The organism is Hylemonella gracilis (assembly GCF_004328645.1).
Lineage (GTDB): Bacteria > Pseudomonadota > Gammaproteobacteria > Burkholderiales > Burkholderiaceae_C > Hylemonella > Hylemonella gracilis_B.
Genome location: NZ_CP031395.1, coordinates 3,086,558 through 3,102,395, shown reverse-complemented (window position 1 = coordinate 3,102,395; position 15,838 = coordinate 3,086,558). Strand labels below are relative to the sequence as shown.

The 15,838-nt window shown below is 64.7% G+C and carries 13 protein-coding genes; 9 read left to right on the top strand and 4 right to left on the bottom strand.

All coding sequences use genetic code 11. The annotated features are described in order from the left end of the window. Positions 1-69: 69 nt before the first annotated feature. The 3 genes from DW355_RS14520 to DW355_RS14510 are packed head-to-tail and all read left to right on the top strand — an operon-like array spanning position 70 to position 5,687. Positions 70-2,046 (top strand): DNA topoisomerase IV subunit B, encoded by a 1,977-nt coding sequence (locus DW355_RS14520; protein ID WP_131281072.1) that lies wholly within the window; start codon positions 70-72, stop codon positions 2,044-2,046. Between the two features lie 11 nt (positions 2,047-2,057). Continuing rightward, on the top strand, positions 2,058-4,445 hold the full coding sequence (gene parC / locus DW355_RS14515; RefSeq protein WP_131281070.1) for a DNA topoisomerase IV subunit A: 2,388 nt from the start codon (positions 2,058-2,060) through the stop codon (positions 4,443-4,445). A gap of 48 nt (positions 4,446-4,493) precedes the next feature. Continuing rightward, positions 4,494-5,687 carry an FAD-dependent monooxygenase gene (locus tag DW355_RS14510; protein ID WP_131281068.1) on the top strand — a complete coding sequence of 398 codons (1,194 nt, stop codon included), beginning with the start codon at positions 4,494-4,496 and terminating at the stop codon, positions 5,685-5,687. Between the two features lie 27 nt (positions 5,688-5,714). Here DW355_RS14510 and DW355_RS14505 read toward each other — a convergent pair whose 3' ends face one another. The 4 genes from DW355_RS14505 to ppsR form a co-directional block, all read right to left on the bottom strand. After that, positions 5,715-6,125 (bottom strand): ExbD/TolR family protein, encoded by a 411-nt coding sequence (locus DW355_RS14505; protein ID WP_131281066.1) that lies wholly within the window; start codon positions 6,123-6,125, stop codon positions 5,715-5,717. A 38-nt stretch (positions 6,126-6,163) separates the two neighbouring features. Further along, positions 6,164-6,892, bottom strand: coding sequence for a MotA/TolQ/ExbB proton channel family protein (locus tag DW355_RS14500; RefSeq protein ID WP_131281064.1), 729 nt, complete (start codon positions 6,890-6,892; stop codon positions 6,164-6,166). A gap of 38 nt (positions 6,893-6,930) precedes the next feature. Continuing rightward, positions 6,931-7,743, bottom strand: a complete 813-nt coding sequence (locus DW355_RS14495; protein ID WP_131281062.1) for an energy transducer TonB — start codon at positions 7,741-7,743, stop codon at positions 6,931-6,933. A gap of 265 nt (positions 7,744-8,008) precedes the next feature. Continuing rightward, positions 8,009-8,842 (bottom strand): posphoenolpyruvate synthetase regulatory kinase/phosphorylase PpsR, encoded by an 834-nt coding sequence (gene ppsR / locus DW355_RS14490; protein ID WP_131281060.1) that lies wholly within the window; start codon positions 8,840-8,842, stop codon positions 8,009-8,011. A 203-nt stretch (positions 8,843-9,045) separates the two neighbouring features. Here ppsR and ppsA point away from each other — a divergent pair, with 203 nt between their 5' ends. From ppsA to rpsF, 6 genes are all read left to right on the top strand, one after another. Further along, positions 9,046-11,448, top strand: a complete 2,403-nt coding sequence (gene ppsA / locus DW355_RS14485; protein WP_131281058.1) for a phosphoenolpyruvate synthase — start codon at positions 9,046-9,048, stop codon at positions 11,446-11,448. Positions 11,449-11,693: 245 nt separating this feature from the next. Beyond that, the gene (locus DW355_RS14480; RefSeq protein WP_131281056.1) at positions 11,694-11,990 is read left to right on the top strand and encodes a hypothetical protein; all 297 of its coding nucleotides are present in this window, start codon (positions 11,694-11,696) and stop codon (positions 11,988-11,990) included. Next, complete coding sequence (locus tag DW355_RS14475; protein ID WP_131281054.1) at positions 11,987-12,568, top strand: CDC27 family protein; 582 nt, start codon at positions 11,987-11,989, stop codon at positions 12,566-12,568. The genes DW355_RS14480 and DW355_RS14475 overlap by 4 nt, the downstream gene beginning before the upstream one ends. A gap of 170 nt (positions 12,569-12,738) precedes the next feature. Further along, complete coding sequence (locus DW355_RS14470; RefSeq protein WP_131281052.1) at positions 12,739-12,996, top strand: DUF4212 domain-containing protein; 258 nt, start codon at positions 12,739-12,741, stop codon at positions 12,994-12,996. A 1-nt stretch (position 12,997) separates the two neighbouring features. Next, positions 12,998-15,118 (top strand): sodium:solute symporter family protein, encoded by a 2,121-nt coding sequence (locus tag DW355_RS14465; RefSeq protein ID WP_131281050.1) that lies wholly within the window; start codon positions 12,998-13,000, stop codon positions 15,116-15,118. 337 nt (positions 15,119-15,455) lie between these two features. Then, positions 15,456-15,824, top strand: coding sequence for a 30S ribosomal protein S6 (gene rpsF, locus DW355_RS14460; protein ID WP_131281048.1), 369 nt, complete (start codon positions 15,456-15,458; stop codon positions 15,822-15,824). Positions 15,825-15,838: the final 14 nt, after the last annotated feature.

The window sequence follows — 15,838 nt, the reverse complement described above, 5'->3', positions numbered from 1 at the left end:
GTGGCTGGATGCGCATCCAGTTGACCTGTATCCTGCCACTACAATCGCGCGCAAAAAGAGAGCAAGCCCATGGCAACCAAACCCAACCCTGAATATTCCGAAGGCTCCATCCGTGTCCTCAAAGGGCTGGAGCCGGTGCAGCAGCGGCCGGGCATGTACACCCGCACCGACAACCCGCTGCACATCATCCAGGAAGTGCTGGACAACGCGGCCGACGAAGCCTTGGCCGGACACGGCAAGCGCATCGCCGTCATCCTGCACGCGGACGGCTCGGTCAGTGTCGAAGACGACGGGCGCGGCATACCGCACGGCCTGCATCCGGAAGAGAAGGTGCCGGTCATCGAGATCGTCTACACCCGCCTGCACGCGGGCGGCAAGTTCGACAAAGGCTCGGGCGGGGCCTACAGCTTCTCGGGCGGTCTGCACGGCGTGGGCGTGTCCGTGACCAATGCGTTGGCGAAGCGGCTTGCCGTCACCAGCCACCGAGAAGGCAAGGCCGCGACCATCGTTTTCGCGGCCGGCGACGTGGTGGAAAAGCTCTCGACACGCGCCTTGCAGGCCGGCGAACGCAAACAGGGCACCACGGTGCGGGTTTGGCCCGACGCCAAGTACTTCGAGTTCGCCGCCTTGCCCATGGGCGAGCTCACGCACTTGCTGCGCAGCAAGGCCGTGCTGATGCCTGGTGTCACCGTCACGCTGACGGTGGAAAAAGGCAAGGAGAAGAGTGATACCCAGAGCTGGCTCTACAAGGGCGGCCTGCGCGACTACCTGATGCAGACGCTCACGGCCGATCCGGTGATCCCGCTGTTCGAGGGCGAGGGTTACGCCGAGGACAACGACAGCTTCGCCGAGGGCGAGGGCGCGGCCTGGGCCGTGGCCTTCACCGAGGACGGCGCGCCCGTGCGCGAGAGCTACGTCAACCTGATCCCGACCAGCGCGGGCGGCACGCACGACAGCGGCCTGCGCGACGGCCTGTTCACCGCGGTCAAGAGCTTCATCGACCTGCATTCCCTGCTGCCCAAAGGCGTGAAGCTGCTGCCCGAGGACGTGTTCGCGCGCGCCAGCTACGTGCTGTCCGCCAAGGTGCTGGACCCGCAGTTCCAGGGCCAGATCAAGGAGCGGCTGAATTCACGCGACGCCGTGCGCCTCGTGTCCAGCTTCGTGCGCCCCGCGCTCGAGCTCTGGCTCAACCAGCATGTCGAATACGGCAAAAAACTGGCCGAACTGGCCATCCGCGCCGCGCAGACCCGCCAACGCGCGGGCCAGAAGGTCGAGAAGCGCAAGGGCAGCGGCGTGGCCGTGCTGCCGGGCAAGCTGACCGATTGTGAAAGCCGTGACCTCGCGCACAATGAACTCTTCCTGGTCGAAGGCGACAGCGCGGGCGGCAGTGCCAAGATGGGCCGGGACAAGGAAAGCCAGGCCGTGCTGCCCCTGCGCGGCAAGGTGCTCAACACCTGGGAGGTGGAGCGCGACCGTCTGTTCGCCAACACCGAGATCCACGACATCTCGGTCGCCATCGGCGTGGACCCGCACGGGCCGAACGACGAGCCCGACCTGAGTGGCCTGCGCTATGGCAAGGTCTGCATCCTCTCCGACGCGGACGTGGACGGTTCGCACATCCAGGTGCTGCTGCTCACGCTCTTCTTCCGGCACTTCCCCAAGCTGATCGAGACCGGGCATGTCTACGTGGCCCGCCCGCCGCTGTTCCGCGTGGATGTGCCCGCGCGCGGCAAGAAACCCGCCAGCAAAGCCTATGCCCTGGACGAAGGCGAGCTGACCGCCATCCTCGACAAGACCGCCAAGGAAGGCGTGGCCAAGGAACGCTGCCAGATCAGTCGCTTCAAAGGCCTGGGTGAAATGAACGCCGAGCAGCTCTGGGAAACCACGCTCAACCCGGACACTCGACGCTTGCTGCAGGTGCGGCTCGGGGGTTATGACACCCGCCAGACCGAGAGCGAAATCACCAAGCTCATGGGCAAGGGGGAAGCCGCCGCGCGCCGTGAGTTGATGGAGCTGCATGGGGACGCGGTCGAAATCGACGTGTGAGTTGAATCAATATGAGCACTGAAACCATCGATCTGAACCAGGGCGAAACGGGCGACAGCCTCTGGCTCGCCAACTACGCCCAGCGGGCCTACCTGGAATACGCGCTGTCCGTCGTCAAGGGCCGGGCCTTGCCCGACGTGAGCGACGGGCAGAAGCCCGTGCAGCGCCGCATCCTCTACGCCATGGAGCGCATGGGCCTGGGCTATGGTGGCGCGAACAACAACACGGCGGCCAAGCCGGTCAAGAGCGCCCGCGTGGTCGGTGATGTGCTGGGCCGTTTCCACCCGCACGGTGACCAGGCGGCCTACGACGCGCTGGTGCGCATGGCGCAGGACTTCGCGCTGCGCTACCCGCTGATCGATGGCCAGGGTAACTTCGGCAGCCGTGACGGCGACGGCGCGGCCGCGATGCGCTATACCGAAGCGCGGCTGTCGAAAATCTCCTCCCTGCTGCTCGAGGAGATCGACGAGGGCACGGTGGATTTCATGCCCAACTACGACGGCTCCACCGAGGAGCCCAAGCAGTTGCCCGCGCGCCTGCCTTTCACGTTGCTCAATGGCGCGAGTGGCATCGCCGTGGGCATGGCGACGGAAATTCCGAGCCACAGCCTGGGCGAAGTGGCGGCGGCCTGCGTGGCCCTGATCAAGACCCCCAAGCTCAAGGACGAAGAACTGTTCGAACTGCTGCCCGGGCCGGACTATCCTGGCGGCGGCCAGATCATCAGCCCCGAGGCCGACATCGCCGAGGCCTATCGCACCGGCCGCGGTTCGCTCAAGGTGCGCGCCCGTTGGAAGATCGAGGAACTGGCGCGCGGCCAGTGGCAATTGGTCGTGACCGAGTTGCCGCCGGGCGTGAGCACGCAGAAGGTGCTGGAGGAAATCGAAGAACTCTCCAACCCCAAGGTCAAGGCCGGCAAGAAAACCGTCACGCAGGAGCAGACGCAACTGAAGGCCACGCTGCTGTCCGTGCTGGACGGCGTGCGCGACGAGTCGAGCAAGGACGCCCCCGTGCGCCTGGTCTGCGAACCCAAGACCAGCAAGATCGACCAGCAAGAACTCATCACCACATTGCTGGCGCACACCAGCCTGGAAACCTCCGCGCCCATCAACCTGACCATGGTGGGCCTGGACGGCAAGCCGGTGCAGAAGTCCATGCGCCAGATGCTGGAGGAGTGGATCACCTTCCGCCAGCAGACCATCGCGAGGCGCTCGCAGCACCGCCTGGGCAAGGTGCAGGACCGCATCCATATCCTCGAAGGGCGGCAGACCGTGCTGCTCAACGTGGACGAGGTCATCCGCATCATCCGCAATTCGGACGAACCCAAGCCCGCGCTGATCAAGCGTTTCCGCCTGAGCGACCGGCAGGCCGAGGACATCCTCGAAATCCGACTGCGCCAGTTGGCCCGCTTGGAAGCCATCAAGATCGAACAGGAACTGGCGGAATTGCGCGGCAAGGAAAAGGAACTCCAGGACATCCTGGGCAGCCCGGCCGCCCTGCGCAAGCTCATGGTCAAGGAGATCGAGGCCGACGCCAAGACTTTCGGTGACACGCGCCGCACCCTGATCCAGACCGAGAAGAAGGCTGTGGCCGAAGTGAAGGTCATGGACGAGCCGGTCACGGTCGTGGTGTCGCAGAAGGGCTGGGTGCGCGCGCGCCAGGGCCATGGCCATGACCCGGCCAGCTTCGCCTTCAAGGCCGGCGACGGCCTGTACGGCACCTTTGAATGCCGCACAGTGGATGTGATGCTGGCCTTCGGCAGCAACGGTCGTGTCTATTCCGTGTCCGTCTCGGTCCTGCCCGGTGCACGCGGTGATGGTCAGCCGCTGACGACGATGGTCGAGCTGGAAGCGGGCACGCAACTGGTCCACTATTTCGCGGGCCCGGCCTCGGCCTGGCTGCTGCTGTCCACCTCGGGGGGCTACGGCTTCCTGGCCCAGGTGGAGAACATGGTGTCGCGGCAGAAGGGCGGCAAGGCCTTCATCAGTTGCGGCAGCGATGGCTCGCCCGACACGGTCTGCCGTCCCTCGATGGCGCACGCGCCCAACCCCGTGTCGGGCGTGGTCGCGAGCGCGTCCCAGGGCGGCCTGTACAGCCCGGCCAGCCACGTGGTTTGTGTGTCCACGGGCGGGCGCATCCTGAGCTTCCAGATCGGCGAGCTCAAGCCCATGCCCAGTGGCGGGCGTGGCTTGATGCTGATCGATCTAGACCCCAAGGACCAGTTGGCCGGCGCGGCGGCCTACACGCGCAGCGTGCGCATCGAAGGCCTGGGGCGCGGCGGCAAGGAACGCGACGAGACGCTGGAAATCCGTAGCCTCAACAACGCCAAGGCGGCGCGTGGCCGCAAGGGCAAGGCGGCGGACCTGGGCTTCAAGCCCACGGCTGTCACACGGGTCGAATGAGGCACCGCGTCAGCGGTGCCATCGGGGTAGAGCGCGGGAGAGCGGCTTATGTTGCCTGAAGTCCTGATCGCGGGCGGCGGCATTGGCGGCTTGGCCACCGCGCTGGCCTGCCGCCGCGCAGGCTGCCGCGTGCGCCTGTATGAGCGCGCGCCGGAGTTCACTGAGATTGGCGCCGGCATCCAGCTTGGACCGAACGTGGTGCGCGTGTTGCGGGACTGGGGACTGGAGGCGACCCTGGCCGAGGTGGTCGCCCGCCCGGACCGCGTGCAGGCCCGGCGTGCGACGGATGGTGTGATGCTGGCCAACCTGCCGCTGGCAGATTTTCCACAGCGCTACGGCGCGCCTTACTTCAGCATCCACCGTGCCGACCTGCACACGCTATTGCTCGATGCGCTGCGGCGTGAGCAGGCGGACAGCCTGTGGCTGTATCGCGGCCGTACGCTGGAGGCGTACGAGGCCTCGGAGGAGGCCGTGCGCGTGCGCCTCGACGACGGACTGGAAGTGGAGGGGGATCTGCTGATCGGCGCCGATGGTCTCTGGAGTCGGGTGCGCGCGCAGTTGCTCGGCGACGGACCGCCAAGCGCCACTGGCCACCTGGCCTACCGTGCCCTGGTCCGGCAGGCCGCACTGCCGGCCACGTTGCGCAGCCACTGCGTCACGGTCTGGCTGGGGCCGGGCCTGCATGTGGTCGTGTACCCGGTGCGTGGGGGTGACTGGCTCAATGTCGTGGCCCTCGTCGAAGGTCCGGCGCCTGCGGACCCGGCGCAGTGGGACAACGCGGCGAACGCCGCTGACCTGAAGGCCTGTTTGGCCGGGACTTGTGCGCCCTTGCGCGAACTGGTGGCGGCGGTGCCCGCCTGGCGCCTGTGGGCCTTGAACGACCGTCCGCCGGTGCAGGATGCGGCGCAGATGGCGCAAGGCCGCGTGGCCCTGCTGGGCGACGCAGCCCACCCCATGCGGCCCTACCTGGCCCAGGGCGCGGGCATGGCCATCGAAGATGCCGACGAACTGGGCCGTCTGCTGGGTCAGGCGCGTGAGCTCGGCGCTCTGATCGACACGCCCTTGCTGCTGCAGCGCTACGCGCTCAACCGCTGGCAGCGCAATGCCAGTGTGCAGGCACGTGCCGCTCGCAATGGACGCCTCTACCACCTGCGCGGCCCCGCCGCCTGGGCGCGCGACACGGGACTGCGCCTGCTGGGCGCTAGGTTGATGGACCAGCCCTGGTTGTATGGTGCGGCGTGATTCCCGGGGTGGGTGAACGGCCGGCGCTTACTTGACCGGTTCCGTCACGAAGCCGATTTTCTTCAGCCCCGCCTGCTGCGCGATGGCCATGGCCTTGGCCACGTGCTCGTAACGCACGGCCTTGTCGCCACTGATGTGGAGTTCAGGCACCGGATCACGCTGGGCTTCGGCCTGCAGCACGCCTGGCAGTTCGGCCGCCGTGACGGGGCTGCCGTTGAGGTTGTATTCACCCGCCGCATCCACGGCCAGACGCAGGGTCTCGGGCTTGATCTCCTCGCGTTGGCTGCTGGCCTGCGGCAGGCTGACCTGGATGGAATGATTCATCACCGGTACGGTGATGATGAAGACGATGAGCAGCACCAGCATGACGTCCACCAGGGGCGTCATGTTGATCTCGCCCATCACGTCGTCGCTGTCATTGGAACTGGAAAAGGACATGGTGGTGACAATTCAGGTGCGGAGTGCGAGGGCCGCGTTCAGGCCTTTTTCATGGAGACGACTTTCTGCTTCGCGTTGCTGTGCACGCGCGCGCCGGTCACGAAGTAGGCGTGCAAGTCGTGAGCGAAGCTGTTGAGCTGACCCAGCACGGCCTTGTTGCCGCGCACCAGGGCGTTGTTGCCCAGCACGGCGGGAATGGCCACGGCCAGGCCGAAGGCCGTCATGATCAACGCTTCCCCGATGGGGCCGGCCACCTGGTCGATGCTGGCCTGGCCCGAGGCGCCAATGGAGAGCAGGGCGTGGTAGATGCCCCAGACCGTGCCGAACAGGCCAATAAAGGGCGAGGTGGAGCCCACGGTGGCCAGCACGGCCAGACCGCCCTGCAGCTTGGCAGTGGCGTTGTCGATGCTATTGCGCAGGCTGCGCGTGACCCAGTCGCTCACGTCCAGGCTGTCATGCAATTGCGCCTTGGCATTGCGGTGGTGCAACGCGGCCTCGCGGCCTTCCTCGGCCAGGGCGCGGAAGAAATTGTCCTGAGGGTGCTTGTCCTTGGGCAGGTTCAGGCGATTCAGGCCCTCGGCCAGGTCGGCGCTGCGCCAGAAGTCCTCGGTCAACGCGGCTTGCTTGCGGCAGCGCATCAGGTCCAGCGCCTTGAGCACGATCACCGCCCAGGAGGCGACGGACATGCCCAGCAGCAGCAGGGCCACGCTGCGCGTGATCCAGTCGCCCTGGGACCAGACGTGGGACAGACCGAATTGCGAATCCATAGACAAAACTCCAGATGAAAATGTGAGCCGATCGCGCCTTATTGCTGAAGCACGAAATTGACCGGTACGTTGAACCACATGGCTTCGGCCTGGCCGTCCCGTTGGCCGGGCAGGAAGCGCCAACTGCGCACGGCGGATACGGCGGTGCGGTCCAGTCGGACGTAACCACTGGACTTGCCGAGCTCGGCGCGCAGCACTTCGCCCTTTGTGCCGACGAGCACACGCACGATGACCTGACCTTGCTCGTTCAGCCGTCGGCTGATGTCGGGATAACTCGGATGTTTGTTGTAGAGGTAACTGGCATCGACCGAAGGTTGCTCGGTGCGCTGTGGTGGGGGCGGCGCGGCGGATTGCTGCGCCACCACCGGAGTTTCAATCGGTGTGGCCTCGGTTTGCGGGGCCTCGGGTTGGGGTGTTTCCTGGACCCGTTCGGACGGTGCGTCTTGCAGCGGTGGCGTGGGTTGCGCCTGTTTAGGCGGCTGGGGCGTGTTGGGTCGAGGTTTGGGCGCGGATTGCGGCTGGGGCGCCACGGTCGGCGTGGGGGGGGCGATGATCTCGCTCAGCAGCTCTCCGGTGACCAGGGTTTCGGTCGAGCCTGGTGAGGACCCCTCTCGCTGGACCAACCAGATAGCGCCTGCATGCGCCAGGGCGACCAGCACGGCCGCATGGAAACGCCGGTCGCGCAGGAATGCCAGCAGGGCGTGACGGATCGCGGGCCACTTGGTCGCGATGCGTGACGGCAGGCTGCGCGCCCAGCCCAAGGCCCGCGCGGGTACGCCCGGCATCCGGCGACGAGGATGGCCCGCACCGACACGGACCGCACGACGCGCATCGGTGCCTTCAGCGGGCATGGCGGGGGCTCGGAGACCAGGGTTCACGGACAGGCGCGGGAGGGTGGAGGTGGCAGGGCGAAACGCAAATGACACGACAACAAGCGAAGAATGAGCATGGCACGAATCCTGGAGGCCGGCATGAAAACCGACCACCGCTTTGATGCAGGGTCACCGGTGCACATTATATGAATAAGAATTATTCTTAACAAGTGCTGATTGACCTGGCGTGCGATGCCCACACCGGCCCGAAGCCGTGCGCAGTGGCCCGTGCGCTTGTTCCTGTTCAGTAGGCCAGCCGCTCCGGCTTGACTTCCTGCAGGATGGTGGTGGCGATTTCCTCGATGCTCTTGGTCGTGGTCGACAGCCAACGGATGCCGGTGCGGCGCATCATGGATTCGGCGGCGGCGACTTCGTAGCGGCAGTTTTCCAGGCTGGCGTACTTGGAATTGGGGCGGCGTTCGTTGCGGATCTGGGCCAGGCGCGTGGGCTCAATGGTCAAGCCAAAGAGTTTCTTTTTGTTGGGTGTCAGCGCGGGGGGCAGTTGCTGGCGGTCGAAGTCCTCGGGGATCAGCGGGTAGTTGCCGACCTTCAGTCCGTACTGCATGGCAAGGTAGAGCGAGGTCGGCGTCTTGCCGCTGCGCGAGACCCCTACGAGGATCACGTCCGCGCTGGACAGGTTGTTGTTGGATTGCCCGTCATCGTGCTCCAGGCTGTAGTTGATCGCCTCGATGCGGTCGTTGTAGGCCTGGCTCTTGCTGATGTCGGAGAAGCGCCCGATGCGGTGGTTGGACGTGAGGCCCAGCTCCTGTTCCAGCGGGTGGACGAAGGCGCCGAACATGTCCAGCATCATGCCCTGTGGGGCCTCCGTGCAGGCGCCCGCGATGATGGTGCGCACCTCCTCGTTGACCAGGGTGGTGAAGACGATGGGCTTCTTGCCCTCGACCTCGGCGGTATGCCGGATCTGGCGCACGGCCTGGTGGGCTTTCTCGGCGTTGTCCACAAAGGGCAGGCGCACATGGCGGAACTGGGCCTCGAACTGGGCCAGCACGGCGTTGCCGAAGGTTTCGGCGGTGATGCCGGTGCCATCGGAGATGAAGAAAACGGTGCGATTGGGCATGGTGAGGGGGAAGGGATACGCTGGGGAGGGCGGGGCGCCTGGCCGGCTCCCTTAGAATGGAGGGCGGTCTTGAACGGCTGCCCTGAATTCTTCCACATGTCCCCCGCTCCAAGTTCCTGCCCGATTCGAAGAAATACAAAGGCCTTCGGAACGCCGACCGTCTGCGGACATGCCCCGGTTTTTAAACTCTGGAGTATTCCAACATGTCTGAACGTTTCAACCCGACCGCCCTGGTCGTACCGTTTGAAAACCTGAGGATGAGCGACGTCGAGGTCGTGGGCGGCAAGAACGCCAGCCTCGGCGAAATGATTTCCCAACTGCCGCAGGGCGTGCGTGTGCCCACCGGCTTCGCGACCACCGCCCACGCCTTCCGCCAGTTCCTGGCGCACGCCGGTCTGGCCGACAAAATCAGCGTCAAGCTCAAGGCCCTGGACGTGGAAGACGTTCGCGCGTTGGCCGCCACGGGCGCCGAGATCCGCGCCATGGTCGAGGCCCAGCCCTTTCCGGCCGACCTTGAAAAATCCATCCGCGACGAATTCGCCAAGCTGTCCGCGGGCAATCCCAAGGCCTCCTTCGCCGTGCGGTCCTCTGCCACTGCCGAGGACTTGCCCGACGCCTCCTTCGCGGGTCAGCAGGAAACCTTCCTGAACGTGACGGGCATCGACGAGGTGCTGCACAAAATGAAGGAGGTGTTCGCCTCCCTCTACAACGACCGCGCCATCAGCTACCGCGTGCACAAGGGCTTCGCCCATGACGTGGTGGCCCTCTCCGCCGGCGTGCAGCGCATGGTGCGCTCCGACCAGGGCGCGGCTGGCGTGATGTTCACCATCGACACCGAGTCCGGCTTCAAGGACGTGGTGTTCATCACTTCCAGCTACGGTCTGGGCGAGACGGTGGTGCAGGGCGCCGTGAATCCTGACGAGTACTACGTCTTCAAGCCCACGCTGAAGGCCGGCAAGAAGTCCGTGGTCCGCCGCAATCTTGGCTCCAAGCTGATCCAGATGGTGTTCTCGACCCCCGAGGAAAAGAAGGCCACGGGCAAGCTGGTCCAGACCATCGATGTGCCGACCGAGCAGCGCAACCGCTACTCGCTCACCGACGCCGAGGTGGAGCAATTGGCCAAGTACGCCTTGATCATCGAGGAACACTATGGCCGTCCCATGGACATCGAGTGGGGCAAGGACGGCACCGACGGCCAGCTCTACATCCTGCAGGCCCGCCCTGAGACGGTGAAAAGCCAGTCCGAGGGCAAGGTCGAGCAGCGCTACAAGCTCAAGGGCGACCAGGCCAAGAAGAGCACGGTGCTGGCCGAAGGCCGCGCCATTGGCCAGAAGATCGGCACGGGCCCGGTGCGCATCGTCCAGTCGTCCGCCGAAATGGACAAGGTGCAGCCGGGCGACGTGCTGGTCACGGACATGACCGACCCGAACTGGGAGCCGGTGATGAAGCGCGCCAGCGCCATCGTGACCAACCGTGGTGGCCGCACTTGCCACGCGGCGATCATCGCGCGCGAGCTGGGCATTCCGGCGGTCGTGGGCACGGGCGACGGGACGGAGAAGGTGAGCGACGGCACACTGGTGACGGTGGCCTGCTCCGAGGGTGATACCGGGTACATCTACGATGGCCTGCTGGACACCGAGATCACCGAGGTCAAGCGTGGCGAGATGCCCAGCATTCCGGTGAAGATGACGATGATCGTCGGCACGCCCTCGCTGGCCTTCGAGTTCTCGCAGATCCCGAACGCGGGCGTGGGCCTGGCGCGTCTGGAGTTCATCATCAACACCAATATTGGCGTGCACCCGCAGGCCATCCTCGACTATCCGAATGTGGATGGCGACCTCAAGAAGGCCGTTGAGTCCGTGGCCCGCGGCCACGCCTCGCCGCGTGCTTTTTACGTGGACAAGCTGGCCGAGGGCGTGGCCACGATCGCCGCAGCCTTCTACCCGAAGCAGGTCATCGTGCGCCTGTCCGATTTCAAGAGCAACGAGTACCGCAAGCTCATCGGTGGCAGCCGCTACGAGCCCGAGGAAGAAAACCCCATGCTGGGTTTCCGCGGTGCCTCGCGCTACATCAGCGAGGACTTCGCCGAGTCCTTTGCGATGGAGTGCGCGGCCATGAAGCGCGTGCGTGATGACATGGGCCTCACCAATGTCGAGTTGATGGTGCCTTTCGTGCGCACGGTCGGCCAGGCGAAAAAAGTGATCGACCTGATGGCGAAGAACGGGCTCAAGCGCGGCGAGAACGGCCTCAAGGTCGTGATGATGTGCGAGGTGCCTTCCAACGCCATCCTGGCCGATGAGTTCCTCGAGCACTTCGACGGTTTCTCCATCGGTTCGAATGACATGACCCAGCTCACCTTGGGCCTGGACCGTGACTCTGGCATGGAGCTGCTGGCGGTCGATTTCGACGAACGTGACGCCGCCGTGAAGTTCATGGTGGAACGCGCTATCGTGGCCTGCCGCAAGCAGAACAAGTACGTCGGCATCTGTGGCCAGGGCCCCAGCGATCATCCTGACTTCGCCAAGTGGCTGATGGAAAAGGGCATCACGTCCATTTCTCTCAATCCTGATTCGGTGGTCGAGACCTGGCAGAAGCTGGCCAGCTGAAATTGGTCGGACCCTGAGGAAAGCCACGCTGCTGAGGCGTGGCTTTTTATTGCTTGCGACGCGCCGGCAAGCAGCAGCCATTTCCGGGAATACCCTTTCATAGGAAAACCCCGGCTGGCATAAACCGTTGATTCCCGCGACGATAGTCAGCGTAGAGTAAGTAAATCCACAGCGATTAAAAGGAAATAACAGGCTGTTGACAGAACTTGCGCACGAATCCTCATTCCCGAGAAATTCCTGACGCCATGCTGACAGCCTCTCTTTACATCAAGCTGATCGCCGAAATCGCGCTTCTGGCCCTGCTGGGCCAGTGGATTCTGGGCCTGCTGGCAGGCGCGCGCAGGCATCAGAACTTTTTCTACCAGGTGCTCGCCGTCATCGGCCGGCCCTTCGTGCGCGTGGCGCGCTTCATCACGCCGCGCCTGGTGCTGGACCAGCATGTGCCCCTCGTGGCCTTTCTGCTGCTGTTCTTCGTCTGGGTGGCCGTCACCCTCTACCGCATCCAGACCTGCCTGCGTATTGGCGTGGAGCTGTGCAAATGATCACCTCCCTGCGCTACTCATTTCTCAAGTGGCAAGCCATGGCCTTGTTGGTCTTCAACCGCCGTGAAGCGGCGCTGCTCTGCTTCGCTGCCATGCTCGCGCTGCGGCCCGGTGACCGCTACGCCCTGGCCAGCCAGGCCCACGTCTTGGCTCTGCAGGGCCGTCGCGCGGAAGCCTTGCATGCGCAGGAACGCCTGATGGAGACGGCGCAGGACTTGCTGGCCGCCGACTGGTTCAACTTCGGCTACTTGCTGGAGGAGTCCGGTCAGTCCGAGCGCGCGGAACAGGCTTGGCGCCGCTCGCTGGAACTCGACCCCCGGATGGACCGCGCCTGGTACGGCTTGGCACGGGTGTTCATCCAGGCACACCGCTATGACGAGGCGGTCGCGGCCCTGAAGAAAAACACGGAACTGCAACCCATGAGTCCGTTCGGCTGGTACCAGCTGGCGCGGGTTCATGTGGACCGGCACGAACCCGAGGAGGCGGTGAAGATCATTCGCCATCTGCGCGGGTTCGAACCCAAGGTCGCGGCCCAGCTCGAGCGCGAAACCGGACTGCGCGCGTCGCCGTCCTTCTGATTCGCCATTCGCGCCAAGGCGGCTTCCTGCCCAGATGGTGTTGCCCGCCTCGCGCGACAGCACCGAGAACGAAGAGTCGCAACCAGGTTTGCAGGCCACGAGGAGACACAGGTGGCGGTTGCAGCATCCCAAGCAACTTGCCCGCAAGGGCTTTTTGGAGGTAGATCAGCATGCAGTTGACCGATGCCCATCGCCAGTACTGGCGAAAGAACCTCAGGATCACCGCCATCCTGTTGGCGATATGGTTCTTCGTGACTTACGTGATCGGGTACTTCGCCCGTGACCTGAACTTCACCTTTTTCGGCTGGCCCTTCAGCTGGTGGGTGGGCGCGCAGGGGGCGTTGGTCGTGTATTGCCTGATCATCTGGTACTACGCCAGATACATGGAAAAACTCGATGCCGAGCACGGTGTCGCCGAGGAGGAATGACATGGCTGGCATTTTTGGTGCATCTTCAAGTGGCAAAGCAAGCGCGGCCGAGACCTCGGCGTTCACGCAGCAACTGAACAAGGTCTATGGCTGGTACACCGGCGGCTTCATCGCATTCGTGGTGGTTCTGGCCATCCTGGAGCAGATGGGCCTGCCGCGTAACTGGATCGGTTTCATCTTCCTGTTCGCCACCGTCGCGCTCTACGCTGGCATCGGCATCATGAGCCGCACGACCGACGCGACCGAGTACTACGTCGCTGGCCGTCGCGTGCCGGCCATCTACAACGGCATGGCCACCGGCGCCGACTGGATGAGCGCGGCGTCCTTCATCGGCATGGCTGGGGGGCTGTACCTGGGGGGCTATGGCTACCTGGCCTTCATCATGGGCTGGACCGGTGGCTATTGCCTGGTGGCGCTGTTCCTGGCGCCCTACCTGCGCAAATTCGGTCAGTTCACGATTCCTGACTTTCTCGGTGCGCGCTACGAAGGCAATCTGCCGCGCTTCATCGGCATCCTGGCCGCCATCCTCTGCTCCTTCACCTACGTGGTGGCACAGATCTATGGCGTGGGGCTGATCACCTCGCGCCTGTCGGGCCTGGCTTTCGAGATCGGGATCTTCGTGGGCCTGGGCGGCATTCTGGTCTGTTCCTTCCTCGGCGGCATGCGTGCCGTGACCTGGACCCAGGTGGCGCAATACATCATCCTGATCATCGCCTACATGATTCCGGTGGTCTGGCTGAGCGTGAAGCAGACCAGCGTGCCGGTGCCTCAGGTGGTTTATGGGTATCAGTTGCAGAAGGTCACCGAGGCCGAAACCAAACTGATCAATGATCCGAAGGAACAGGAAGTCATCGCTATCTTCAAGGCCAACGCCGACGCGCTGGACGCCAAGCTCAAGGACGTCCCGGCGGCCCTGGCCGCGGACCGCGCGGCGGCCGAGACCAAGGTTGCGGACCTGAAAGCCGCGAACGCACCGGCCGCGGAGATTGCCGGGGCGGAGAAGGCCCTGGCCGCCGTGCCCCAGACCGAGGCGGAGGCCATCAAGGCCTGGACCGCGGCGCGCAACGCCAACCTCGCGCGCGCCAAGCCCCTGGCGGGCATGCCCCGGCATGCACAGATCTACAGTGGCAACCCGGATGGCACGCCTGCCGAGAAGGAGGCCTTCGACAACTCGCGGCGCAACTTCCTCGCGCTGATCTTCTGCCTGATGGTGGGCACGGCCGCGCTGCCGCACATCCTGATGCGCTACTACACCGTGCCCTCGGTGCGGGACGCGCGCAAGTCCGTGGCGTGGTCGTTGTTCTTCATCTTCCTGCTCTACTTCACGGCGCCGGCCTTGGCGGTGATGGTCAAGTACGAGGTCTTCACTGTGCTGGTGGGCACGCCGTTCAATCAGTTGCCAGACTGGATCGCGGCCTGGACGGCGGTGGATCCCTCGCTGCTTTCAGTGGTCGATGTGAACAAGGACGGCATCTTCCAACTGGGTGAGATGCGCATCGGCGGCGACATCATCGTGCTGGCCGCGCCCGCCATCGGTGGCCTGCCTTACGTGATTTCCGGCATGGTGGCCGCAGGTGGCCTGGCTGCGGCGTTGTCGACGGCGGACGGCCTGTTGCTGACGATTGCCAACGCCCTGTCGCATGACCTGTACTACAAGATGATCGACCCCAACGCCTCGACGACACGACGGGTCACGATCTCCAAGGTCCTGCTGCTGGTGGTCGCGCTCTGCGCCGCCTACGTGGCCGCGCAGAAGCCGGCGGACATCCTGTTCCTGGTGTCGGCGGCCTTCTCCTTCGCGGCGGCGGCCTTCTTCCCAGCCCTGGTGCTCGGGATCTTCTGGAAGCGCGCCAACAAGTGGGGGGCCTCGCTGGGCATGATCGCCGGCCTGGGCACCACCTTCTACTACATGGCGACCACCCAACCCTGGTTGCGCAGCGTGTTTGGCGTGACCAGCCCGGTGGAACTGTGGTGGGGCATCCAGCCGATCTCGGCCGGCCTGTTCGGCGTGCCGGTGGGCATCGCGGTGATCATCATCGTGAGCCTGCTCACGGGCGCGCCCAAGCAAGAGACACAGGACTTGGTGGAACACGTGCGCTACCCGGAACTCGGGCGCGTTTGAGTTGGCAACGCGGGATGACGCGCCGGGCTTCCGGTGTGCTCCCGACGCCCGGTCCCGCAAGGGGATCGGGCTTTTTTTATGCGGCACAGGAAGGGCCCCTGGTGTGGTGGTGCAGTCCCGCTGATGGGCCGATGTGGCGCGCGCCTGGCCTTGAATTCATCGGCTTGGGCTATAATCGCGGGCTTTCCCCTTGCCGCACCCCGTCTTGACGCCGGGGGCGGCTGCAACCCAGCGCCGCATGCGTGGCCTCGTGCTTGTGTTCTTGTCCAGGTCTTCGTGCCGGGGCACCGGACTCAGGTACTTGCCCCGCACGGTGGCGTATCCACAAGGAGTCTACATGCGTCACTATGAAATCATCCTCATGATCCACCCGGATCAGAGCGAGCAGGTCCCCGCCATGCTCGAGCGCTACAAGGGCATGGTCACCACCGGCGGCGGCAAGATCCACCGCGTGGAAGACTGGGGTCGTCGCCAGATGACCTACCTGATCAACAAGCTGGCCAAGGCCCACTACCTGTGCCTGAACATCGAGGCTGATCGCGCCGTGATGGAAGAGCTGGAGCACGCCTTCAAGTTCAGCGATGCCGTGCTGCGCCACCTGACGGTGGTCAAGAAGAAGGCCGATACCGGGCCGTCCGCCATGATGAAGGCGGTCGAGCGCGAAGAAGCCCGCAAGGTTCAGCAAGCTGCTGAAACGCAGGCCTGATTCCCGCCCCCGGG